Source organism: Sporolactobacillus vineae DSM 21990 = SL153 (assembly GCF_000377985.1).
GTDB classification, from domain to species: Bacteria; Bacillota; Bacilli; order Bacillales; family Sporolactobacillaceae; genus Sporolactobacillus; species Sporolactobacillus vineae.
The window spans coordinates 103,079-128,342 of record NZ_KB899045.1; the positions used below are offsets into that span (position 1 = coordinate 103,079).

Below are 25,264 nucleotides of genomic sequence, written 5' to 3' on the forward strand. Positions count from 1 at the left end.
GTTGCCGACTTACCAACTGAAAGGATAAAGATCTGCACATCTTGCTGCTGCTTTCCTGTCACCTCGGTTAAGTGCTATGTAATTAAATGGATCAATAATAAACGTGAAATATTTCACATACTATTGTAAACCCTTTGGCCTCAGATAGCGCACTAAATTTCTGAATTCACAATTTGTTCAAAATTTCCGTCTGAAATCATAAAAGCCTTAATCCAATGATATCGGATGATTCTGTTTCAGAAGGAAGTCCTTGAATGCGTCCGCTGCGGGACTCATGAAACTGTGTTTCAAATATGCGAGATAGATGATCCGGGCAGGAATCTTATTCGTGATCTTCAATATTTTTACATCAAATGTGTCAAGCATCTTCATTTTCGGGATGATCGCAATCCCGTAGTTAATCGACACCAGTCCGGCCATTGCCTGATCTTCCTCAACAATACAGGCAATCTTCGGCTGGAGCCGAAGTGAACGGAAGGTGTCGCGTATATATGGATAGAGTCCGCTTTTTCGATTAAACAGGATATAGGGATAATCGGTGGTTTGTCGGAGATCGATGCGGTCGTATTTGGCGAGCGGATGATTTTTTGACGTGATCAGCACCAGTTCTTCCCGATATACTGGGGTAAAACTAATTTCCGGATGGCCTTCAGCATAGGAACAGACAGCAAGATCGCAAGATTCGTCGATAAGTTTATTCGTAACATCCTGAGTTGTCCCTTGGTGAAAACTAAAACGGATTCGGCCATATACCGGCTTGTCCGAGAACTCACGGACCATTTTAGGGACAAATGCAGCACCCATTGTATAGATAAAAGCCAATTCTATCGTGCCTGAATGAGGATCAATCAGGGTATCAAGTGCTGCCTTTCCTTTTTTCAGTTCATCAAGCGCTTTCCGTACATAGGTCAAATAACATTTTCCATAATGGGTCAGGTGAACATTCCGTCCCTGCTTTTCAAACAGTAATACACCCAGTTCCGACTGAAGCAGGGAAATGGCATGACTGAGCGTCGGTTGCGTAATGGTCAGCCGATCTGCCGACAGTGAATAGTTTTCTGTCTCTGCCAGGTCACGGAAATAATAAAGTTGTTTCAAGTTCAACAAGAATCGCCTCTTCAATTAAACTATAGATAAAATCAATAGATAATGGATGATAATTTTATTGTAATCAATGTAAGCGAATTCTACAATAAATTTGTGAATGAATTAACAATCTTTTTATGATGACTGTCCAGTCATTTTACAACAAATCAATTTAATGTGAATTACATCACAAAAAGAAGAGGAGTGACTGGTAATGGTAACTGACTATCCATTGCTTTTTAAACCACTGACGGTTAAAAGAATGACAATTAAGAACCGGATCATCATGCCGCCGATGGGTACCAATTTTGCCAATCTGGATGGAAGTATGAGTGAAGATCATTTGTCATATTATCGTGACCGGGCCAGGGGGGGTACGGGCCTGATTATTCTTGAAAACGTCTGTATCGACTACCCGATGGGCACGAATGGAACAACACAGCTGCGAATGGATAATGATCAGTTTATTCCAGGCCTTTACAAATTTACAGAAACGATGCATGCATATGGCACTTGTGTTTCCGTCCAGATCAACCATGCCGGTGCTTCAGCTTATCCCGGACGCCTCAACGGAGCCCGGCCGGTTTCCTCATCTGAGGTTCCATCTAAAAAGGGAGGATCTGTGCCTCGTCCGCTCAGCCGGGAAGAGATTCTTGCGATTGTCAAAAAATACGGTGAAGCAGCTCGGAGAGCACAGCGCGCCGGGTTTGACTGTGTCGAAATTCATGCCGGCCATTCCTACCTGCTGAGCCAGTTTCTATCCCCGTATTACAATCAGCGTCACGATGAATTCGGCGGCAGTCCGGAAAACCGTGCCCGGTTCACCCGAATGGTCATTGATGAAGTTCGCCGGCAAGTCGGTCCGCACTTTCCGATTGCGCTGCGCTTCAGTGCCGATGAGTTTGTACCGGGCGGCAATTCACTGGAAGATACGTTGGCACTGCTGGACTTTCTAAATAACCAGATTGATATCTTCAATGTGTCGGCGGCACTGAATGATTCAATTCAGTACCAGATCGATGAAATGTCACTGAAGGACGGCTGGCGTGCGTATATGGCAGAAGCTGTGAGGAAAAAGTTTGGAAAAGTTACTGTGACTTCAGGGAATATTCGTACTCCTGCAACAGCCGAGCAGATTCTTGAAGACGGACAGGCAGATCTCATTGCTCTCGGCCGCGGGCTTCTGGCGGAACCCTATTGGGTCAACAAAGTTCGGAATGGTCAGGAAGACCTGCTTAGAAAATGTATTTCCTGCAACATCGGCTGTGCCGACAACCGGATTGCCCAGTGCAAACCGATCCGCTGCACGATTAATCCGGATCTGATCCATGGCGATGACTACAAGCTCTATCAAGTTGCCCATCCGGTTCGTGTGACAGTCATCGGCGGCGGTACGGCTGGACTGGAAGCCGCCTGCACCGCAGCAGAAGTTGGCTGCGACGTTCAGCTATTCGAAGCCAAGCCATATCTTGGTGGGCTTGCCCGCGAGATTTCCAGACTTCCTGATAAGAAAAGAATTGCAGATTTCCCGGATTATCTGGAGAACAGAGCAAGGCGGCTGTCCAATCTGAGTATTTCTCTGAACCATCGGGCTACTCTCAACGATGTTGCACAGATGCGCCCGGATATTGTCGTGACAGCCAGCGGCGCTACACCGCTCCTTCCGCCGATTACCGGTTTGCATGAGGAACTGGATAAAGCTGACCGGAAAGTATTTTCGGTCTTCGATCTCCTGGCGGACTTGAAGAGGTTCAGTCCATTTACAGGTAAAAATGTAGCCATTGTCGGCGGCGGAGCAGTTGGCCTCGATGTGGCGGAGTATTTCTCCAGTCGAGGTGCAGGTTCCGTGTCTATCATTGAAATGCTGCCGGTTCTGGGTAAAGATCTTGATCTGGTTACTAAAGTATCAATGAAGGCGATGCTCAGGAAGTACCACGTCAATCAATTCACGAATACCGCTTTGGTACGTGTTGCGGCAGACCATTTCGATGTCCGCGCAGAGGGAGTCGAGCGTTCGGTTAACTTTGATTATGGCTTTATCTGCCTTGGAATGCGGTCATTCAATCCGATGGGCAAAGAACTGACTGATTTCTGCCTTTCTAATAAGATTGAACAGATAACTATCGGTGACAGTAAGGCAGCTCGCCGGTTGATTAACGGCACTCAGGAAGGAAGAAACATTCTTAAAACGATTGAGAAAGTTGACAGTCTGAAGAGTGGTTTTCCTGTTGCTGTCGGGATAAAGTGATCTATGGATCGCTGTTTCCGGCACGACATCAAATAAATCTATTAACGATCAGGAAGGGAACGATGACTTATGACTGAAAGAATCACTGGACACACTGAATTGATTGGACTAATTGCCACACCGATCCGGCACAGCCTTTCGCCGACGATGCACAATGAGGCTTTTGCAAAACTGGGACTGGATTATGTTTATCTGGCTTTTGAAGTAAACAACCAGGAATTACCTGACGTCATCAAAGGTTTTCGTGCACTCAAACTACGCGGCTGGAATGTTTCCATGCCGAATAAACGTCTGATCGGCAACTATCTTGACAAACTAACTCCGGCAGCTCAACTTGTCGGTGCAGTAAATACGGTCGTCAATGACCACGGTGTTCTGACCGGTGACATCACTGACGGAACGGGCTATATGAGAAATCTGAAAGAAAACGGTGTGGACATTATTGGCAAGAAAATTACCATTGTCGGAGCAGGAGGCGCCGCGACGGCCATCTGTGTACAGGCCGCACTCGATGGCGTCCGGGAAATCTCAATTTTTAACCGGAAAGACGAGTTCTATGAAAATGGTAAAAGGACTGTGGAAAAAATCAATTCAAAGACCTCCTGCAGGGCAACCCTGTTTGACCTTAATGATACGGAACGTCTGCGGACAGAAATTGCCGACAGCGTCCTATTCGGAAACGCCACCGGAGTCGGCATGAAACCTCTGGAGGGGCAGAGTGTGATCAAGGATCCGTCAATGCTGCGGCCCGATCTTATTGTTACTGATGTTGTTTACAGCCCGAGGCAGTCGAAATTGCTCCAGATCGCTGAAGCACAAGGATGCCGCTTTTTTAATGGACTCGGCATGATGCTCTGGCAGGGGGCACGGGCATTTGAAATCTGGACAGGGAAACAAATGCCGGTCGATTATATCCGGTCATTACCATTCCTGGCCGACGACACTAAGAAAGGTTCTGCCTCATCTGCCAGGTGATAAAAAAGAGAGCAATTGATGCTCTTACATTCGTATGTGAATTAAATCACATTTTATCCTGCGCTTTTGTCATAGACAGGCATCATGTGTTTGCTATCCTGAATTCACTTTCTAAAAAGAGGGGTTGTCTCGGATGAAAAATAAATATTTTCCTACTGTACTTGGCCTCTATATCAACTACTTTGTTCATGGCATGGGCGTGATCATTCTGGCACAGAATATGGATGCGCTGGCGAAACAATGGAATACAAATGTCGGCGGTGTCGCTATTGTCATCTCTGCCCTGGGCATCGGACGTCTGCTGGTCTTGTTTGTTTCCGGAATTCTGTCGGATAAATTCGGCCGAAAACCATTTGTATTTCTCGGCCTGACGACTTACATCTGTTTCTTTGTCGGTATCCTGATCAGTCCGAATATTGCTGTTGCCTATCTCTTCGGCATCCTGGCCGGTGTGGCAAATTCATTTCTGGACTGCGGAACGTATCCTGCCCTGATGGAAGCCTATCCGGAATCGGCATCAACCGCGAATATTATGCTGAAGGCATTTATTTCCGGCGGTCAGTTTCTCCTTCCACTGATCATTAGTCTGTTTGTTGCAGCAAATATCTGGTTCGGCTGGTCATTTCTGATTGCAGCGATCATTCTTGCTGCCAATGCCATTTTCCTGTTCCGCCGGCCTTTCCCGCCGATGCGGCAAAAAAGCCAGAATGATGGCGGAGCGAGTCAGGCTGCAACGATTCACTTTGTCGAAAAACCGAAATTTTGGATTGAAGGCGTTTGCTTTTGCCTGTACGGTTATATTTCACAGGCAACATTTTACCTCGTCAGTCAGTGGCTGACGAAATATGGGAGCAGCGTCGCAGGAATGAGTGATACATCTTCGCGTGCACTGATGAGTTATTACGCGATTGGTTCCATCATCTGCGTATTCGTCACGGCAGTACTTGTAAAAAGATTTCATACGCTGTTCTTTCTGGTTGGTTACACATTCATTTCTATGATCGCTCTGCTGACACTTGTTCTCTTTCCCGATCCAGCCGTTTGTGTTGCTTTCTCATTTGTAATCGGTTATTCGGCGGCCGGCGGTGTGATGCAGCTGGCTCTTGTCCTTATGGCGGAAGTATTTCCCAAAGGGAAGGGAACGATTACCGGCACATTTTACACACTGGGCAGTATTGCCTCATTTACGATCCCTTTAATTACCGGCAGTCTGTCCAACACAAGCATCGCCAGTATCATGGTTTTCGACACGTGGATTGCAGCAGCCGGATTTGTGCTGGCACTGATCATTGCGTATCGTTATCATAAGGTCATCCGCATTGTCCCGGACGCTGAAGAAAAAGTTTCATAAAGAAAAAGCGGGCAATGGCGCAGAGCCTCAGTTTGTCAGAAGTAATCCGGGAGGCGTAGAAGGTGAAGAGAAAAGACGGCTATACTTTTTCGGCAGTTTGCTGTTACAGCGCATATTTTGCATTTGGTATGGCTTATATTATGCTGGCACAGAACATGAGCTTTCTGCAGGCGCAGTTTCACACAGACGCGGCTGGAATCAGTTTCATGATTGCCGCATTCGGACTGGGCAGATTGTGTACGGTATTTATCGACGGCATGATTGTCGACAAAATCGGCCGCAAAGGAATGATTATGATTGGAACGATATTCATGGCTGCTTTCCTTTTCGGTGTTCCACTGGCACCCAGCTATTTTGTAGCACTGTGCTTTTCAGCATTCGGCGGGCTGTCGATCGCCTGTCTGGATACAGGCACTTATCCTTCACTCATGGAGTTTTTTCCAAAGTACGGCAGCTCTTCAACGGTAATTCTGAAAGCAATTATCTCTTTCGGTTCGGCACTGCTGCCGCTGCTGATTATCTTCCTCAATAAAGAGAATTTGTTTTACGGACTGGCTTTCTTTTTGCCCGGACTGATCTATATCACTTTATTTCTGTTATTGATCAGAGCGCCTTTTCCAAGAAAAGAATCTGCGGTAGTTTCCGGAAAGACGCCGCCGCATGTCCGTTTTAAAAAGAAACCAAAATTCTGGCTGGATGGAGCAGCATTTGTTCTGATTGGATTTACAGCACCCGGGTTGCTCTATATTATGGGAACATGGCTGCCGACCTATGGGCAGCAGGTGACCGGTATGGAGCTTGGCCAATCACTGAAGCTTGTCAGCTATTACAATATGGGTGCGATTCTATCGGTTGTCTGTCTGGCATTATTGCTGATGAAGGTGCTGAGGCCGGTGACAATCCTGGCCGTGTTCCCGGTGGCATCCTTTTTGTCGACCGTGCTGTTTATGATCACCCGTTCCTTCGCAGTCGCTGACTTTGCAGCATTTTTAATCGGTGTGTTTACCGCCGGAGTCTTTCAACTGTGTATTGCCGTTTTCTGCGAATTTTTTTGGAATCGCAAGGGGACCGTTACCGGTACAATCGACACTGCCACAGGAATTGCCCAGGCAGGAATTCCGTTTGTCACCGGACTGATCCTGCGAAATACGGATATTCAGGGCGTTTTCTTCTTCTCCCTGGCGGTTAACGGAATGGGCATACTGCTCGGTTTACTGGTCAACTATCGTTACAGGAGATTGCTCGCCGGCAGAGATGATGAACTGGAACCGAAGTCTGCAGAAGCTGTGAATCGGTAAAGAGAGTGGAGTGAGACATATGAGAACTGTAAAAGTAAAGAACGTGGAAATCGGCGCGGGAAGTCCGAAAATAGCAATTCCAATTGTCGGGAAAAAGCTGGCCGATTTGAAGAGAGAGGTTTCTCTGGTTCGGAATCTTCCGGCTGACCTTATTGAATGGCGGGTTGATTTTCTTGAAAAAGGAGACGATCCCGGCATTGTCGGGCAGGCGGCTGAGAAGCTGCGGACATGGATTCCGGATCTTCCGGTTCTGTTCACTTTCCGCACGGCAGATGAAGGAGGAGAGAAGGCGATTCTTCCTGAAAACTATGTGACGCTGAACCGAAAAATGATCCGGAGCGGGCTTATCGATCTTGTAGACGTCGAACTGTTCCGCGGTGATGCCGTTGTGCATAAAATTGTTGAGGAAGCGCATCAGTACGGTGTGAAAGTGATTCTTTCCAATCATGAATTTCATAAGACGCCAAGGGTAGAGGAGATTATCCGTCGTCTTTGCCTGATGCAGACGCTCGGTGCGGATATTTCGAAAATAGCGGTCATGCCTGAATCAGCAGATGATGTTCTCGTTCTGCTCCGGGCAACCAATCTGATGCGGACTACATTTGCCGATCGGCCGTTCATAACGATGTCTATGTCCGGACAAGGCGTGGTGAGCCGGTTGACGGGCGAGCTTTTCGGATCGGCACTTTCTTTCGGGTGTGCGGAAAAACCGTCCGCTCCCGGTCAGGTCCGCGCCGATCAGCTGGCCGGACTGCTGAACTTTTTCCATCAACAGTCGGCGCGATGATCGCGAAGGCATTAAAAAGCAGTGGCTGAACCCCAATGGTTCAGCCACTGCTTTTTATAAAGGTTGCCAGCGAAGAAAACCTGGCTATTCATTGCCGGGATAAATCCGCGCCCGGGCAATCCGGAAACTTTCGGCAAGTTAATCTGCGGACAGCGCATCAATGGGATTAAGCCGTGAAGCGCGTCTTGCCGGGAGGAGTGCGGCAATAAATGAGATCAGCAGCGCGATGATCACGATTGAGACAATATTGGCTGCTGAAATCTGAACCATGTTGAATTTAACAATTTTATAGAGTATGTGGTTGAGCAGCATGCTGAAGCCATAAGCCAGGATAAGCGCAAGTCCTGCTGAAAACAAGCCGATCAGAATCGATTCAGCCGTAAACAATCGGCGTATATCCTTTCTGCGTTCGCCGAGTGCGCGCAGAATACCGATTTCTTTTGTTCGCTCAGACACTGACATATACATAGTTACGATGATCATGAGTGCAGAAACGATGAGCGAAATGCCGGCAATCGCTGAGAGGACGATTGAGGCAATCTGGACATATTGATTCACCGTATCGAGAATATTGCCGACTGTGATCGCGCCGTAGGTGTATTTACCGTTATCCTTTAATCCCTGGATCGTCTTAGCCACCTGTTTGACATAAGTTGACTTCGTCACATTAACGGACACATAGTTTGCCTCGGTCACACCATTCTTTTTTTCGATCATCCGGCGCATCGTATGATAGTTGGTCGCTGCCGGCAGCGTCTGGGCATTGCTTGTGAATCCGACAACTTTAAGCTTTCCGGTAATTTGAACAGGCTGGTTTTTCTTGTTGATCCATTGCATCGTCAGCCGGACTGTTTTCCCACGAAGCTGTTTATAGGTTTTGGCGCTGGAAAGTGCAATCGCCTGATTCTTATTGATCACAATTTCGTTGTCTCCGGGGATATGCCCGTTCTTTACGGTGTCGCCGGCAAAGCCCTTGGTCCATGTCTGGATCCCCGAGCCGTTTGAATTCTTCCCATTATAAGAAACGGTATAAGTACTTAGCTGATAACCAGGCTCGACCTTATTGACGTGTTTTAAGTGGCGCAGGCGGTTTACCTGATTGTCGGTAAGCAGAAGTTTGGACGGATCACTGGCAAACTGCTGCATTGATTGCTGCAATTCAGTGCTGCTCATTTTTTTACCAGCGGGGTTCTTTAGTACAGTTACCGAATCGGGATTGACCATTGAGTTGATTTGATCCTGGAGGAAAGCATTAATCCCATTGCCCAGACCGCTGAAGCTCAGCACCGCGAACAGCCCGATGGCCGTTCCCAGCATGATGATCGAATTGCGCCAGAAATTAAATGTGAGGTGTCTGAACGCATTGGTGTAACTCGCTCCGGCAGAAAGAGGCTTTGACCGGAATCCGGACTGAGCTTCTCCTGCAACGGGATAGGCCGGTTTCAGGCGCTTGTCGCCATCGATTTTTCCGTCGGTGAGATGGACGATACGAGTCCCATGGTTAGCCACCTCCTGGGAGTGAGTCACGGTGATGACCAGTTTTCCCTCCGCTGCGATCTGGTCCAGAAGTTTAAGAACCTCTGCGGTGTTCCCGGAGTCCAGAGCGCCTGTAGGTTCATCGGCAATGATGATTTCAGGATCGCCGGCCAGAGCACGGGCAATGGCTACACGCTGCTTCTGGCCGCCTGAGAGCTGATTCGGTCGTTTCTTTAATTGATCGCCCAGACCGACCTTCTTGAGCAATGAGATTGCCCGTTTCTTTCGCTGGCTTCCGGTGAGTGTCGTCATGTCCAGGGACATTAAAACATTTTCAACGATGTTTAGATGGGTGATCAGGTTATATGATTGGTAGATGTAGCCGATCGTACTGCGACGGTAGTTGTCCAGCTGTTTTTCTTTAGTATGATCCAGCAGTTTTCCCTCGACGGTTACCTTACCGGTGAATTTACGATCCAATCCGGCAATGATGTTCATCAAGGTTGATTTGCCGCCCCCGGATTCACCTAAAATCGATACGAATTCACCGCGATCCAGCTGAAGATCAATACCTTTCAGGACAGGGAATTCTTCTTTTCCTAAAAAGTACGACTTGTGGACATCTTGCAATTCGAGAAAGGGCATAAGTCTCCTCCTATTTCAGTATCTCGGATTAATATACGAAAACTAAAACTTTAAGTCAACCTTGTTTTAGTTTTTTTGACAAAATGCAAGATTGTTTTTACAATTATTTTTACAAAGAAAGAATGAGAAATGAGAATAGAAGTGCGGAAGTGAGCAGATATGAAACGAAGCGAGCGAAGGGACATGATGCGCGAACGCATTTTACAGACCGCTTCTGAACTGTATTTAAAGACAGATCCGGAGAAAGTCAGAATGCGTGAATTAGCGCGCACTATTGGCATTTCATCGGCAACGCTTTACAGCTATTTTTCAAGCAAAGACGAGTTATCAAGGGCAGTGGTGATGCGAATACTCACCCGGTATCAGAAGACGATTATCGATGATTTAAATGATCCGACGCGGACATTCCCGGAGATCCTGCAGCGTATGCAACGTTTTTCGAGACGAGCACGCAATAATATGAATATGAAAACGATGGATCTGTTCTTTAAAATATATCAGGACGACAATCATGAAATGAACCGGCTATTTGACAGTCAGAGCCGTTTCTGGCGGCGGTTTGTTGCACGCGGACGGGCGGACGGCTACATTGCCGAGGATCTAAGCGACACTGCGGTTTTTATTTACATAGACATGTTCTCCCAATACTTTCGCAATCAGGAACATATGGATAAGTTCAGGATGACCCCTCAATTATGGCAGAAAATAGATCATGAACTGGACAAGATGTTTTTTCGGGGACTGCTTGGTATCGGCAATGATTGTATTGGGTGTAAAACAAAGCCTGAGAAAAATTCTGATTGAGTTTGAAATCAGCGAGGATGATCAAGTTGTAAGTGTTAACCGCGATCAATACATTGCAACATCTCTTAAATTGATCTTATATGTACCTTTAAAAGTCAGCTCCGGATTCTGAATCATATGGATATTCACAATCTCGCTGTTGGATATCCGGATGAAGTCACTTGGATTCAGAAGGTTTTCCAATTGATTACAGACGTTTGCGGATTTCATAGACGTGTTCCATTGTTTGTGCCCGGACTCGTTGGTTGTCCGTAAAAAAACGAATAATTTCGTCAGGATCCAGTGGAGTCAGCTTTTCATGATCATAGCCGAAAATTGGCAGTTAATGATTTAATCGCCTCGTTCACTTCTCCGGTTATTGACGATATATGAATCACGGCATATGGGAATGGAGCATCATGATCAATTCGGACATCAATTTTCATAAGATCATCACCTGCTCTTCTTTATGACTGTAACATTTTTAACCCGAATGAACATTAGATTCAGGATAAGTGGTTCGGTACAGAAGACAAATGGTGATCAACGCAGTACATCCGGAGAAAAGCATTGATGAGAAAATATTTTGGGTGTGCTTGGCATAATAGCGGAGGCTGATTCTCCAGGCAGAGTTTCGTGCGCTTGCATTTTACGTATTCAGCGTCAGTTCCCATCCTCTGGATCGGGGCGTGAGCCCTGCCGCCGCCCTTGCGAGTGTGTCGGCGGCGAGGTTGCCGCGGTTCTGGTGAGCCGGTACTTTGATGAAATGGATGGCGAGCTCCTTTTCCAGCTGGCGCATACGGTAAGTGTAAGCGACCGTTGCCTTTGTCGCAGCATTCCAGGTGCCGGTTGCCCAGCCGGCGATGCCGTCGTAGTCGTGGTAGATGGTGAGTGCGGGGTAGCCGCAGTCGGCGGCAAGTGTGGCTGCGTGAATGACGGCCTGAAGCTCGCCTGCGATATTGGTCAGATTGGTCCAGTCGGGGTCTTTGATGGACAAGCTGAGCCGGTTTATATCACCCTCCGGCGACACGATCAGGACCCCGGCGCCGTAAGCCCTGTTTCTGGGATCGTAACAGCCGTCGACAAAAGCGGCGGCTGAGCCTTCTGCAAGATTGGGTTCACTTTCAGTCAGGAGCCACAGGACAGCGTCGCGTTTGCGGTCGAACCGCCGCCATTCGGCGCTGCGGATGCCGCGAATTTCGCGTTCCGTCTGGTGCCAGGTTGAGAAGAGCCCGGCTCGTTTTCCACTTTGGATGGCGTAAATAGACATGACGGATCAGATCCCTTCTTTAGAGGTTATGAAAGGTGTCTTTGTCCGTATTTTATTCAGAGGTGTTTTTTCTGTATGGGCGAATGGATGGGGTATTTGTGAAAAGGGAGCATATGAGCATTTTGCTTTATCGAGCAGCTGATCCCTTGCTCTTCTGCGACTGACTGGAGGTATTCCGACGTAAAAAAGGCTGACATCCGGATGGATTCGTTCGGATGTCAGTCTTTAGCATTCCATAGAGAAGAGCCCGAAAGCCTTGATATATCAAAGCTTTCGGGCTCTTATGCGATTACCCCATCTGGATTCGAACCAGAACATCACGGCCCCAGAAACCGTTGCCTTACCGTTTGGCCATGGGGTAATGAATCAGAACAAGAAATAGTATACCCAGAAATAATGAATAATGCAACCTTATTTCTTAAAGACGCAAAAATCAATGAGTTCTGAATTCTCTTAACGGAGAAAATAGAACTGCCCGATCCATTAAAAAATCCCGCTATGATCCGCTTTTCCGGGTGCAGGTACCTGATTTTTTCCGCCGGTGATAGAATGAATAGATGAAAATAACATTTTGAGATAACAGAAAGGCAGGGTCCGGATGGTGAATGAACTGCCGGATACAATCGATATTTATCACGCAAAAACTCATAATTTGAAAGATATTACGGTCCATGTGCCGCTCCATGAACAAGTGGCGATTGCCGGTGTATCGGGATCAGGGAAATCCTCGCTGGCGATGGGAGTACTTTATGCTGAAGGAAGCCGCAGATACTTAGAGGGTTTGTCCGCCTTCACCCGCCGGAAGATTCATCAGGCAGAGCGGGCATCGGTGGAAAGGATCGACTTTCTTCCGCCGGCCCTGGCTTTGCGCCAGTGTCCGCCGGTTCCCGGGCGCCGAAGCACAGTCGGGACAATCACAGAAATCTATAATCTTCTCCGGCTGATTTTTTCCCGGCTGGGGACACACCGTTGTCCGAATGGTCATGCGGTGCCGCCTTCCCTTCAGGCAATTATGGAAGAACGCTGTATCTGCCCGGAATGCGGGGTTTCATTTAAATTGCCGAGTGCTGAATTTTACTCATTCAATTCGGCCTTGGGCGCTTGCCCGTCGTGCGGAGGACTCGGTGAACGGGCGGAAGTGGATCCGTCAAGGGTTGTTCCGGATCCTTCAAAAACACTGAAGCAGGGTGCGGTTGCCTCTTGGCGATCAGCCGGCCGCGGCTATATGATCCGTCTGGCAGCGCTGCTCGGTGTGCGGCTTGATGTGCCGTGGAATAAGCTGACGGAGCAAGAGAAGCACATCGTGATGGAAGGCAAGCGGACACGGCGCCCGCTGATTTTCCACAACCGGGATACCGGTGCTGAATATCCGATCCTGTTTACCTACGAAAATGCGCTGGATTCGGTACGTCAGGCACTGGTCGGCGACAAGAACCAGACGCGTTTTGCAAAGATGAAAAAATTTCTCAGCATCCGTCCGTGTGAAACCTGTCACGGTGTCCGGCTCCGTCCGGAAGCATTGCAGACTACCGTGGCCGGAATGACGATCGCTGAGGCGGCGGCACTGCCGCTGGAAAAAATTGACCGGCTGGGTGACGGCCTGGCCCGCGCGGTGCCGGAATCGGTACGGACAGTTGCGGAAAAGCTCAGTTCCGGACTCCACGAGGAACTGGAACCGCTGCTCGGACTGGGAGTAGGCTATCTCACACTGGATCGCCAGGGGGCGACGCTGTCCACCGGGGAACGCCAGCGTCTGGAATTGTCGGCAATGGCCCGGGGCGGTTCGACAGGCATTCTCTACATTCTGGACGAGCCGTCGGTCGGGCTGCATCCGGCCAATGTCGAAGGGCTGGAAAATGTCATGCGGCGAATGGTCCGGAACGGCAACAGTCTGGTAGTGGTCGATCACAACCTGGAGATTATCCGCCATTCAGATTATATGATTGAAATGGGTCCAGAGGCCGGAGTGAACGGCGGGCGGGTTGTTGCAGCCGGCCGGCCTGAAGATGTGGCTGAAAAAGGAGCAACACTGACCGGACAATACCTTTCCGGCGTCCGGCAGGTCAGGGGCCGCAACCGGCGTCCGGTGCCGCATGACGATGCCGCTTTTATGAGGATCACTGTTTCCAGAAAGCACAATCTGGACCATGTTGCCGCAGCGTTTCCGTTGAACCGGATGACCGCTGTGACCGGTGTTTCCGGTGCGGGAAAGACAGCGCTGATTCTGGACAGTCTCGTTCCGGCAGTGAAAGCCGAGCTGATCGGCAGGCCGCTTCCTGCTCACGTCGCTGCGTTGACAGGCGCGGATCCTATCCGCCGCGTCCTGAAAGTTGATGCCGCGCCGATCGGGCGAAATTCGCGGTCCACTCCGGCTACCTATACCGGCCTTTTTGATGAGGTCCGACGGTTATTTGCCGCAACGGAAGAAGCGAATCGCAGAGGCTGGGATGCCGGACATTTTTCCTTTAATGTCAAAGGAGGACGCTGTGCGGTCTGTGAAGGCCGCGGCGACATGGCTCTGGACATGCAGTATCTGCCGGAGCAGCATGTCCGCTGCCCGCATTGCGGCGGCACCCGCTATGAGCCGGAAACTCTTGAGGTCCGTGTCCGGGGAAAGTCGATCGCCGATGTGCTGGCGATGTCTGTGGACGATGCACTTGACTTTTTTACGGATGATCCGGGACTGGCGGCGCAACTCCAGATTCTGCACGACGTCGGTCTCGGGTATCTTCGCCTCGGGGAACCGACACCTGGTCTGTCCGGCGGCGAAGCGCAGCGGATGAAGCTGGCCGGCGAACTGGTTCACCGGCATCCCGGAACGTTGTACGTGCTTGACGAACCGTCGACCGGGCTGCATGTTCATGATCTTGAACTGCTGATCGGCGTTCTGGACCGGCTAATGGGTGACGACTCGACCGTCATTTTGATCGATCATGATCCGGATGTGATTGCCTGCAGCGATTACGTAGTCGACCTCGGGCCGGGCGGCGGTCCGGAGGGCGGACACATTGTTGCTTCGGGTACACCGGCACAGGTCGCGGCGAATCCGGACAGCCTGACGGGGAAATATCTTGCCGGACACGGCAGTCTGTGACAGGGTGTCCCTTTTTCCTGCAGGCCGCCCGATGATCTACTAGCCAAGTATGTGAATTTAGTGGCATAATAGAGATAACGCAAATAGATCGTTATAATTGGCTATAAATGACGGGGAGATATGAACTATGCACCTAGTATTACTTTCAGGCGGTTCAGGCAAAAGACTCTGGCCGCTCTCAAATGATGCACGCTCCAAACAGTTTCTGCGCGTGCTTCAGGATCGTCAGAATCATCTGCTGTCGATGGTTCAGCGGGTCTTCGGGCAGCTGAACACCATCGGTCTCGGCGGGTCGACGGTGATCGCGACCGGGAAGAGCCAGGTCGAAACGCTGCAAAACCAGCTGGGTACCGATGTGCCGCTGATCGTCGAGCCGGAGCGGCGCGACACTTTTCCGGCGATTGCGCTGGCAGCTTCCTATCTCTATTCGGTTATGGAAACGGACCCGAACGAAGTGGTCGCCGTCCTGCCGGTAGATCCTTATGTGGATGCCGGATTCTTCAAGCGCATCCTGGATCTTGAACCGCTTGTTCAGAATACGGATGCCGACCTGGCTCTGATGGGTGTCCGGCCGACTTATCCATCGGAAAAATACGGCTACATGGTCCCGGACAAGAGCAGGACCGACGGCTATATCAAAGTGGATCATTTTACCGAAAAGCCGAAAGAGGAACTGGCAAAGCAGCTGATTGAAAAATCTGCACTCTGGAACTGCGGTGTGTTCGGTTTCCGTTTGAAATATATGATCGACAAGCTGCAGGCACTTGGCCTTCCGCTCCATTATGAAGGCCTGAAGAAGCAGTACCGCAAACTGCCGAAGATCAGTTTTGACTATGCGGTCGTTGAAAAGGCGAAAAACATTGTCGCTTTGCCGTATGACGGTTTTTGGAAGGATCTCGGTACCTGGAACACTCTGACCGAAGAAATGGCGACGCAGCAGATTGGGAAAGGGATTATCAGTGAGGATTCGAAAAATACCAATCTGATCAATGAACTGGATCTGCCGGTCACCGTCCTTGGCGTTTCCAACGCGGTCGTCGCGGTCAGCCCGGATGGCATCCTCGTTTCGGACAAGGATCAGAGTCCGCGAATCAAGGAAGTCATGAAAGGGTTCCAGCAGCGGCCGATGTATGAAGAGCGGCATTGGGGCTCATATCAGGTGCTTGATTATACGAGCTATACGAAAGATCATGAAGAAGTGCTGACGAAGAAACTGAAAATCAAAGCCGGAAGCAATCTCAGCTACCACTGCCATCATCTCCGCCAGGAAGTCTGGACGGTGATTCGCGGCCGCGGCCGTTATGCCGAAGACGGTGTGATTCGTTCGATCAAGCCGGGCGACGTTGTCATCGTTCCGGCCGAAACGCTCCACGCCATTATTGCCGATGAGCCGATGGAACTGATCGAAGTTCAGATGGGCAGCCAGCTGATCGAAGAAGACATTCTCAGAAAATATATGAGCTGGGCAGAAATCGAAGCCAACTGCTCATCAGTAAAAAGCTGAAGCAGTAATGTAAAAAGATCCGGACGCCGCAGCCGATGCGGATGCCCGGATCTTTTTTGACCTTCAGACTGAAGCGTGATGGCGCCAGTTCATTCGTCCGGATCTCTGCCGGCACATGAGAAACGCCGGAACCGGGGATCCTGATATGGTAAAATGAGGGTATACGTTCTGCACAATGAAAAAGAAAGAGGGACATGAACCAATGACTCAGAAAGTAACCGTCACACCGGATAGAGATGACTTTCTCAGGGATCTGACCGATCTCCTGTCGGTAAACAGTGCCAAGGATGCGGCCGCGGCAACGAAGGACGCACCGTTCGGCCCGGGTCCGCGCCGGGCGCTGGACAAAATGCTGGCACTGGCAGAAAAAGACGGCTTCCGTACCAAAAATCTGCAAGGCTACGTCGGCTATATTGAATATGGTCCGGAAGACGCAGCAGATTACATCGCCGTGCTCGGCCACGTCGATGTGGTTCCGGCCACAGGCCAGTGGACGCACGATCCGTTCACGCCTTACATCGAAGACGGAACGCTTTATGCACGGGGCGCGATCGATGACAAGGGCCCGACCATGGCGGCTTATTATGCGCTGAAGGCCTTGCGGAAATCCGGCTTGCCGATCCGGCACCGGATCCGGCTGATCGTCGGCACCGATGAAGAGAGCGGCTGCGAATGCCTCGTTAAGTACAATGAACTGGAACCGATGTCGCTGTTCGGTTTTTCGCCGGATGCGGAATTTCCACTGATTTTTGCCGAAAAAGGCCAGATTCGTATTCGCATCGATCTTCCGGAAAAGGGGGAAGCAGCACCTGTCCGGTTAAGTACATTTTATTCCGGCGAACGGATCAACATGGTACCGGATCATGCCTGCGCCGTGGTATCCGGACCGGAAGCGGAAAAAGCTGCGGCTGCCGCGGAAAACGATCTTAAAGCGAAAAAAATTGTATACCGTGCGGAAAAACTGACGGACGGCGTCAAACTGACCGTTAAGGGGAAGTCGGCGCACGGTTCCGATCCGGCCCATGGCGTCAATGCCGCTTTTTTGCTTGCTTCCGCGCTTCAGAAAGCACCATTTTCCAGCTCGGAACAGACGTTCATCAGTTTTCTGGCGGATACATTGAACAATGACTTTGCCGGCGAACGGCTCGGCGTTGCCTGCCATGATGATGTGTCCGGGGAGCTGACGGTCAATGCCGGTGTGATCCGCTATGATGTCCGGAAGGGCGGCTCGGTGTCGCTTGATCTGCGCTGCCCGGTCAAGGCCGATCTTGCGAAGATTGAAGCAACGCTGAAGGCTACCGTTTCCAGACTGGGATTGACAGTCGGTTCACTGGGTACGAGCGATCCGCTCTATATGGATCCGAACCACCCTGGGGTGCAGATTCTGAAAAAAGTGTATGAGGAGCATATGGGGCTCAAGGATGTGACTTTACTGACCTCCGGCGGCGGTACCTATGCACAGTATCTCGACGCCGGAGTGGCATTTGGCGCCTGCATGCCGGATTATCCGTATACCGGCCATCAGGTGGACGAGCACGTGCGGGTTGACGATCTGCTGAAAGCTTCTGAAATCTATGCCGATGCGATGTACGAACTGGGCAATTTGGCTAAATAACGGCCCATGCACGGCATGAAAGCCCATTAAACCCATAGGAAAACGAATCAACTGTTTGACGACGCAGGAAATCTCGCATATATTAGTTGTAAAAGTTGTACGTGCGGGAGCGATGAATATGGGAGAAAAACCGGTTATCGGCGTCACCACCGGATTTGCAAAAAGGAATGAATTCTCGCAGGGACCCTACGTCCATCAGGATTACGAGCAGTCCCTGTTTCTGACGGGCGCGGTGCCGGTACTCCTGCCAGTTGCGCCGGATGACCTGACCGGCCGATACCTGAGTTTATGCGACGGCTTCATTTTCAGCGGCGGCGGCGATGTGGATCCCCGGTTCTACGGCGAAGCGCCGTCACCCTTCATCGAGCCCTTCGACGCCGAACGGGACCGCTTTGAGATCACCTTGCTGAAGAAGGCCGTCGCAGCCGGCAAACCGGTGCTCTGCATCTGTCGCGGGCTGCAGGTACTCAATGTGGCCTATGGCGGTACGTTGATTCAGGATCTGGCTGCAGAGTGGAAACAGCCGATTCTGCATGATCAGAAGATTCCGCGTGTGCAGACAAGCCACAGCGTGCGGCTCCTTGGGGACAGCCGCCTGTGCCGGCTTTTCGACGGGAAAACGAGTATTTATGTCAACAGTCTTCATCATCAGGCGATCAAGGCGCTGGCACCCGGTTTCCGGGCTGTGGCTTATGCTCCGGACGGCGTCATTGAGGCTGTTGAGAGCGATACCCACAGCCGGGTGTTCGGCGTTCAGTGGCATCCCGAGTCGCTGACGGCCGGCGGCGATCCGCTGATGCGCCGCCTGTTCCAGACGTTTGTTACTGCCTGCGGTCTGAGCGACGAAAAGGTCAGATAGGTTAAAAAGAGCAAAGGCACAGTGCCCTTGCTCTTTTTAACAAATTGAACCGATTCAGAGAGATTCACCGCTAAAGTGCCGGTTGTCACAAAAAGTTGCGGATTTCCGGTTACTTTTTCCCATCAAAGCTGATAAAATGTGTTTACTGTAAAAGAACAGGCATAGGATACGAGAAAGACGAATTTCCCGGCGGATCATGCGGTTTCCGGTGACCGGCGGCATCCTTTGAAACAGATCGACACTGGAGTCGGTGAAAGAATGCAAACCGTGTTGGGGGCTTATTGACGTGTTGGCAAAGAGTATGGTCTGGTTGGTTGTGTCGGTGCTGCTGAATGCATTCGGGAATGCGCTGACGGTAAAGGCGGCCCTGGGATCGGCACCGTGGACGGCGGCAAGCCTGAATGTGTCTTCCGCTTTAGGGATTACGGTCGGTCAGGCGCTGATTATTGCAGGCGGGATCGTCCTGATTGTCGACGATTTCCTGCGCGGACACTGGAACCGGATGAAAGATCTGTTTAACTTTCTTTATGTCTTGTCTTTCGGCTATCTGATCGACGCCTGGCTGTTTGTGATGCAGCATATTGTGGTAAATGGTATGATTTTTCGCACTGCCGTCTGCACGCTCGGTATTCTGTGCGTCGGCTGCGCGCTGTCGATCTACTTCCGTATCAATCTCGTGCTCCATCCGTTCGACGACCTGATGAAGATTATGCGGGAGAAATTTTTCCATGGACACATCGTCCCGGCCCAGCGTCTGTCGCTGGGCATTCCGCTCGTCATCGGACTGACTGTAGGACTTATCCGTCATGATCTGATCGGCATCAGTCTCGGCACAGCGATCAGTTTTCTCTGCACCGGGTACTTCATTGTACTGTTCGATAAACTGGTGAAACTGCATCTGGATTCGGAGTGGCACATTTTTCTGCCGCTGCATCACGGACACCATGCACACAAGCTGGCTCATGCGACGCATCACTGAGTTGCGGAGAAGAACAGCTTGACTTTTTCTGAAAAGATGTCAATAATTAAACTGTTTCAAGTGAAACAATCATGATTTTCTCGTAAAAGCGATGAAGAGAAAAAGTAGAAGGCAGGCTTCTCCGCAGAGAGCTCCGGCAGGTGAGAGGGAGCAGAGGTGAACCTTCGAACATGGCCTCTGAGCTGTGCGGCTGAAAAGGGGACTTCATGTCCGAGTAAGCCGCAACGGATGGATTCCCGTTACAAAAATCGGAGTATAAGAGCTGCAAAACGGTTCCGTACTTGCTGAGGCCGGCAATGTAAGTTGTCGGTAAACTAAGGTGGTTACACGAATTCAAACCTCGTCCTTTATTTCAGGGCGAGGTTTTTTGCTGCCCCGGTGAATCCGCTCAGAAGCAGAATCGATTTTAAAAAAAGGGTGATCGGCATGAGCAATGCATTGGTATTTCAGACAGATTTCGGACTGGGTGACGGGGCGGTTTCCGCAATGTACGGTGTGGCGAATACCGTTGATCCGAACCTGCGTATTTTTGACCTGACTCATGATATTCCCCAATATAACATCTGGGAAGCCTCATACCGGCTGCGCCAGACGATTAATTACTGGCCGGAAGGCACCGTGTTTGTTTCCGTGGTTGATCCCGGTGTCGGCTCTACACGGCGCAGTGTCATTGCGAAAACCAGCCGCAACCAGTTTATCATCACGCCGGATAACGGCACGCTGACGCACATCAAAAAAGTTGCAGGTATCAAGGCCGTACACGTCTTCGATGAGAAAGCCAACAAGCTGCCGAGTGCAGGGGAATCCTACACATTCTATGGCCGGGACATTTATGCTTACACCGGCGCGCGGCTGGCGGCCGGGCTCATCGATTTCGACGTGTTCGGTGAAGCGGTCCCGGTGGAATCGATCGTCGAACTGCCGGTGATTCCTGCATATCGCGACGGGGAGCGGGTTGTCGGCATGATCGACGTTCTGGATGTGCGCTTCGGCAATCTTTGGACGAATATCGACCACAATCTGTTTCACGCGTTGGATGTGACACACGGCGACCGCCTGGAAGTCACCATCCGTAACGACACGCGCAATGTTTATAAAAATACAGTTGTTTTTGCCCGGTCATTTGCCGCGGTGGCGATCGGCGAGCCGGTGATCTACATTAACTCGCTGGAAAATGTCGGCGTGGCGATCAATCAGGGGTCATTTGCCAAGGCATACACCATCGGCACCGGAAGCAACTGGCATATCGCTTTTCAAAAGTTATAAGGTATCGGAAGAGGTGACCATGCGTTTCTCTTCCAACTACGATTAAGGCTATGTTAACGCAATTGTTGCCTTACGCTCCAGACGCTCGCTTTCCGCGGGCGCTTCGCGCGGCCTCCCCGCTGATCGAATGAAAGCGCTGCGGGGGCTCGCTTGGCTCGCTGTTCTCAGGAAAGAAATTCACTGTTTCGACGGAAAATACGGAAAAAATCAGCGGATAAACCAATATTAAACGTTAACATCGCCGCGATTAAAAATGACCGGCTCGCCGCGGAGTGGTTATCGCAGTGAGCCGGTCATCGTGTTTTTCAATCATGTCAGAGAAGGTCAAGCGGCACTTTATGTGACGGGCGCGGGAAGAGGCGATCCAGCGTCTGAAGTTCTTCAGCGGACAGGTGCACAGATGCGGCTTCCGCATTGGCGAGGACATGTTCCGGCCGGCTCGCTTTCGGGATTGCAATCACGCCGTCTGTCTCGGCGCGGCGGATGCACCAGGCAAGCAGCAGCTGAATCGGCGACACGTCATGCGCGGCCGCTATCTTTTTCAACGCCGGCTCAGTCGTCAGCTGCTTTTTCAGTGACCCGCCCTGGGCGATTGGTGAATACGCCATGACCGGCATGTGCTGCGCTTTCTGCCAGGGCAGGAGATCGACTTCGATGCCGCGCGACCCGAGATGATAGAGGACCTGATTGGTGGTACAGTGCGCACCGTCAGGACGATGAATCAGATTCTTCATATCTGCGGTGTCGAAATTGGATACTCCCCAGCGCAGGATCTTTCCACTCTGTTTCAACTTCTCCATGCCGTCAATGGTCTGTTCGATCGGGACTCCGCCTTTCCAATGCAGGAGGTAGAGGTCGAGATGATCGGTCCCGAGCCGCTTCAGGCTGCTTTCACAGGCACTGACCAGATTGCGGCCGCCGGCGTGGCTCGGCATGACCTTGCTGACGAGAAAGATCTGATCGCGGAGGCCGCGGATCGCTTCGCCGACGACGCGTTCGGATTTTCCATATCCATACAGTTCGGCAGTGTCGATCAGCGTCATGCCGAGGCGGATACCGAGCCTCAGTGTGTCGACTTCATCCTGATGATTTTCCGGATCGTCGCCCATATGCCAGGTTCCTTGTCCGATCGCCGGTACTTCGGTGCCGTCGGCAAATTTTACCTTGCGGCTGAGAACGGCCCGGCGGATTTTCTCTATTTTCTGGTCCTCTATCTGTAACAAGAAAAACATCCCCCTTATGAATAGCTGCGCCATTCAGATGCTGCGATTTGTCGCGGGAAAGTGCTGTTCCTTGCTGGAAAGCGTGCCCCGAGGTTTTTGAAACGCCCCGAATCCTGATCCGCCCTGCTGGTTCTGTGGCAGAAAAATTCTCTGTCCGACGAATGACTGTTTCATAGCAGTCTGCGGGCGGCTATTACCACGATTTGTCAGAAGGGTTCATTATTCTCCGTGTTTCGCATTTCATCTGAATCGTTCATAATAGAATTATAGTCGTTTTACCAGACTGCGCGAATAGTTATGCTTGATGAGGAGTCGTCTTTTCCATGATGCCGGTATACATAAAAAAACTAGTCCATTCGGGTTATCTAAAAGTGTTCCTGCTCTGTCTGCTGACTTCGGGCATCATGTTCCTGCCTTCGCTGATGGCGAATAAAGGGTTGTTTTCACTCGTCGGCGATTTCAATTATCAGCAGATACCGTTCAATATTCTGAGCAACCGGGCGATCAAAAGCGGAGACATTTTCTGGAACTGGTACACCGATCTGGGGAGCAGTTTCATCGGATCATACAGTTTTTATACACTGGGCAGTCCGTTTTTCTGGCTCAGCCTGCTCTTCCCGCCGTTCTTCTTTCCTTATCTTGTCGGCCCGATGTTTATGTTGAAATATTGCGTCGCCGGGATGACATCGTTCGCTTATATACGCCGTTATGTTAAAAATGAAAACTATGCGATGATCGGCGCACTGCTCTATGCCTTTTCCGGGTTCACCGCCGTGAATTTGATGTTCAATCATTTTCACGATGTCGTCGCGCTGTTCCCGCTGCTGCTGTTTGCCCTCGACCGGCTGATGATCGATCACAAATACGGCTGGTTTGCCATCGCCGTGGCACTGAACGCCACCGTCAACTTTTTCTTTTTCATGGGGGAACTTGTTTTTCTGATCCTCTATTACTGTGTCCGCTTCCTGGTCGGAAACTTCAGACAAAGTATTCGCCGTCTGCCGCTGATCCTTGGCAGCGGGCTGATCGGTATCGGTATGTCCTGCTTTCTGTTTTTACCGGCGATTCTTTTTACCTTGCAGAATCCGCGGCTGGATTCCTTCCTGTTTGGCCCGAGTGCGCTCGTGTTCGATGGGGCCCGCTATCTGGAAATCATCAAAGCTTTTCTGATGCCGGCCGATATCATGCCCTATCAGTCGGCCATCTACCCGTCGGACTTTACCTCAAGCGGTGCCTATCTGCCGCTTTTCGGTCTGTCCGCCGTGATCAGCTATATACTCTGGAAAAAGAAGAGCTGGATGAGCCGGATGACACTGGCTACAGCCGTGATGGCGTGCATCCCGCTGCTGAACAGCCTGCTCTACATGCTCAACGCATCCTATTACGCCCGCTGGTTCTATATGCCGGTGCTGATCATGGCACTGATGACCGCGGTGGTTCTCGAGCACCGGGAAGAAGTGCAGATCCGCGGTGGCTTGCTGGCCAGTGCTTCAGCAACCTTGCTGCTTGCGGCATTTTTGCTCTTCTATCCGTGGAGCCCGAGTGAAAAGAATGCCATCTTTCACTATGAGACATTCCTTGTCTATCTGGCGCTGGCACTGGCCGGCCTCGTCGGCACGTATTTTCTGGTCTGGCGTTTCCGCAGGGCAAAGCACTGGCTGGTGCTGACAACAGCAGCTGTTGTCCTGTTTGCCGGGATCGCGGGGCTCTTCAATATTACGGTGACGCATTCGGTATACAGCTATCAGGGTCCCGTTCAGACCTATAACACAGTGGTGAAAAGCGGTCAGATGCTGAAAAGGGCGCTGCCGAAAAGTCAGGATTACCGGATCAGTCTCAGCGACGGCGGATGGAATCTGGCGATGGTTGCCGGACTGCCGACAATTAATTCTTTTACCAGTATGGTTAACGGATCGATTTTCCAGTACTATCAGTCGATTGGTTCGCCGCGCGACGTTAAAACGATTATTCCGGCAAACGACGGCGGCATTAATCCGCTGCTGTCCAACCGGTTTTATGTGGATACGGTCCGCCGTCCGGAGCTGAAGCTTTACGCACAGTTTAACAACGGGACGAATATGATGTATATCTATGAGAATCCGTCGATTCCGCCGATCGGGTTTACCTATAACCTTTATATGACGCGGGCACAGTTTAACCGGATTCCCGATGAAAATAAAAATTATACGCTGCTTAAAGCCGTCGTTCTGTCGGACGGACAGATCCGTCAGGTAAAAGGAAAGCTGCAGCAGATCTCGGAGAATGCGCTGCTTTCTCTGGGCGGGAACAGCATTCAGCAGGATATCGCCCAGCGCCGTTCCGAGTCGTCGCTTTCATTCCGTCATGATGCGCGCGGTTTTGTCTCGAAGATTAAGGCGGACACCGCCAAATATGCCTTCTTCAGTGTACCCTATGACAAGGGCTGGTCGGCGACGGTCAATGGAAAACCAGTAAAGATTCTAAACTCAGACGGTTTCATGATCGTCCCGGTTACCTCAGGCGTCAACACGATCCGTTTTCACTATCAGACGCCCGGACTGATTCCCGGAGCGGCGCTGACCTTCGTTTCGCTGCTGATTTTTTCCGGCTGGATGGTGTTGGAAAAGGTGTTCAGACGCAGATCCGCTGTTCATCAGGCGGGCAGGGGCACCCCGGCTTTTTCTGAAAAAATCTGATCGGGTTCAGCAGCTGCGATCGGCAGTTTATTTTTCACAAAATACTTTAGTGATGAAACGCGTTCTATCGACAAAACAGATCAAAGCTGTTAAAATAGCAGGCACAGTACTTTTTCCTATATAGAGAGAC

18 protein-coding genes, 1 tRNA gene and 1 other annotated feature are annotated in these 25,264 nt (G+C 50.6%); of the genes, 13 read left to right on the forward strand and 6 right to left on the reverse strand.

Annotated features, from left to right (window positions below; all coding sequences use genetic code 11):
- Positions 1–207: 207 nt before the first annotated feature.
- Entirely contained in the window at positions 208–1,104 is an 897-nt protein-coding gene (locus D889_RS0106655; RefSeq protein ID WP_010631500.1) for a LysR family transcriptional regulator, read from the reverse strand.
- A gap of 196 nt (positions 1,105–1,300) precedes the next feature.
- On the opposite strand from D889_RS0106655, the gene D889_RS0106660 reads away from it, so the two are divergent.
- From D889_RS0106660 to aroD, 5 genes are all read left to right on the forward strand, one after another.
- Positions 1,301–3,334 (forward strand): oxidoreductase, encoded by a 2,034-nt coding sequence (locus tag D889_RS0106660; protein ID WP_010631499.1) that lies wholly within the window; start codon positions 1,301–1,303, stop codon positions 3,332–3,334.
- Between the two features lie 69 nt (positions 3,335–3,403).
- Positions 3,404–4,309 carry a shikimate dehydrogenase gene (locus tag D889_RS0106665; protein WP_010631498.1) on the forward strand — a complete coding sequence of 302 codons (906 nt, stop codon included), beginning with the start codon at positions 3,404–3,406 and terminating at the stop codon, positions 4,307–4,309.
- 133 nt (positions 4,310–4,442) lie between these two features.
- Positions 4,443–5,660: an MFS transporter gene (locus tag D889_RS0106670; RefSeq protein WP_010631497.1), complete on the forward strand. Its 1,218-nt coding sequence runs from the start codon at positions 4,443–4,445 to the stop codon at positions 5,658–5,660.
- Between the two features lie 62 nt (positions 5,661–5,722).
- Positions 5,723–6,958, forward strand: a complete 1,236-nt coding sequence (locus D889_RS0106675; RefSeq protein ID WP_010631496.1) for an MFS transporter — start codon at positions 5,723–5,725, stop codon at positions 6,956–6,958.
- 19 nt (positions 6,959–6,977) lie between these two features.
- Positions 6,978–7,745, forward strand: coding sequence for a type I 3-dehydroquinate dehydratase (gene aroD, locus D889_RS0106680; RefSeq protein WP_010631495.1), 768 nt, complete (start codon positions 6,978–6,980; stop codon positions 7,743–7,745).
- Positions 7,746–7,883: 138 nt separating this feature from the next.
- Here the strand turns inward: aroD and D889_RS0106685 are convergent, their stop codons facing one another.
- Positions 7,884–9,866, reverse strand: coding sequence for an ABC transporter ATP-binding protein/permease (locus D889_RS0106685; RefSeq protein WP_010631494.1), 1,983 nt, complete (start codon positions 9,864–9,866; stop codon positions 7,884–7,886).
- A 159-nt stretch (positions 9,867–10,025) separates the two neighbouring features.
- Here D889_RS0106685 and D889_RS0106690 point away from each other — a divergent pair, with 159 nt between their 5' ends.
- Entirely contained in the window at positions 10,026–10,670 is a 645-nt protein-coding gene (locus D889_RS0106690) for a TetR/AcrR family transcriptional regulator (RefSeq protein WP_238537610.1), read from the forward strand.
- 45 nt (positions 10,671–10,715) lie between these two features.
- On the opposite strand, the gene D889_RS15395 is transcribed toward D889_RS0106690, so the two are convergent.
- From D889_RS15395 to D889_RS15585, 3 genes are all read right to left on the reverse strand, one after another.
- Positions 10,716–10,880: a LytTR family DNA-binding domain-containing protein gene (locus D889_RS15395; RefSeq protein ID WP_010631492.1), complete on the reverse strand. Its 165-nt coding sequence runs from the start codon at positions 10,878–10,880 to the stop codon at positions 10,716–10,718.
- A 418-nt stretch (positions 10,881–11,298) separates the two neighbouring features.
- Positions 11,299–11,919, reverse strand: a complete 621-nt coding sequence (locus D889_RS0106700) for a ribonuclease H1 domain-containing protein (RefSeq protein ID WP_010631491.1) — start codon at positions 11,917–11,919, stop codon at positions 11,299–11,301.
- 289 nt (positions 11,920–12,208) lie between these two features.
- A tRNA-Gln gene (locus D889_RS15585) sits at positions 12,209–12,280 on the reverse strand.
- Positions 12,281–12,517: 237 nt separating this feature from the next.
- Here D889_RS15585 and D889_RS0106705 point away from each other — a divergent pair.
- From D889_RS0106705 to D889_RS0106730, 6 genes are all read left to right on the forward strand, one after another.
- Positions 12,518–15,013: an excinuclease ABC subunit UvrA gene (locus D889_RS0106705; RefSeq protein ID WP_010631490.1), complete on the forward strand. Its 2,496-nt coding sequence runs from the start codon at positions 12,518–12,520 to the stop codon at positions 15,011–15,013.
- 127 nt (positions 15,014–15,140) lie between these two features.
- The gene (locus tag D889_RS0106710; protein ID WP_010631489.1) at positions 15,141–16,517 is read left to right on the forward strand and encodes a sugar phosphate nucleotidyltransferase; all 1,377 of its coding nucleotides are present in this window, start codon (positions 15,141–15,143) and stop codon (positions 16,515–16,517) included.
- A 202-nt stretch (positions 16,518–16,719) separates the two neighbouring features.
- Complete coding sequence (gene pepV / locus D889_RS0106715; protein WP_010631488.1) at positions 16,720–18,132, forward strand: dipeptidase PepV; 1,413 nt, start codon at positions 16,720–16,722, stop codon at positions 18,130–18,132.
- A 118-nt stretch (positions 18,133–18,250) separates the two neighbouring features.
- On the forward strand, positions 18,251–18,991 hold the full coding sequence (locus tag D889_RS0106720) for a gamma-glutamyl-gamma-aminobutyrate hydrolase family protein (RefSeq protein ID WP_010631487.1): 741 nt from the start codon (positions 18,251–18,253) through the stop codon (positions 18,989–18,991).
- Between the two features lie 286 nt (positions 18,992–19,277).
- Positions 19,278–19,970, forward strand: coding sequence for a YczE/YyaS/YitT family protein (locus tag D889_RS0106725; RefSeq protein WP_238537608.1), 693 nt, complete (start codon positions 19,278–19,280; stop codon positions 19,968–19,970).
- A gap of 82 nt (positions 19,971–20,052) precedes the next feature.
- Positions 20,053–20,321 (forward strand) — a binding site (T-box leader).
- A 75-nt stretch (positions 20,322–20,396) separates the two neighbouring features.
- Positions 20,397–21,236, forward strand: a complete 840-nt coding sequence (locus tag D889_RS0106730; RefSeq protein ID WP_026039059.1) for an SAM hydrolase/SAM-dependent halogenase family protein — start codon at positions 20,397–20,399, stop codon at positions 21,234–21,236.
- A 314-nt stretch (positions 21,237–21,550) separates the two neighbouring features.
- Here the strand turns inward: D889_RS0106730 and D889_RS0106735 are convergent, their stop codons facing one another.
- On the reverse strand, positions 21,551–22,459 hold the full coding sequence (locus tag D889_RS0106735; RefSeq protein WP_010631484.1) for an aldo/keto reductase: 909 nt from the start codon (positions 22,457–22,459) through the stop codon (positions 21,551–21,553).
- 323 nt (positions 22,460–22,782) lie between these two features.
- On the opposite strand from D889_RS0106735, the gene D889_RS0106740 reads away from it, so the two are divergent.
- Complete coding sequence (locus D889_RS0106740; protein ID WP_010631483.1) at positions 22,783–25,134, forward strand: YfhO family protein; 2,352 nt, start codon at positions 22,783–22,785, stop codon at positions 25,132–25,134.
- The last annotated feature ends 130 nt before the right edge of the window (positions 25,135–25,264 follow it).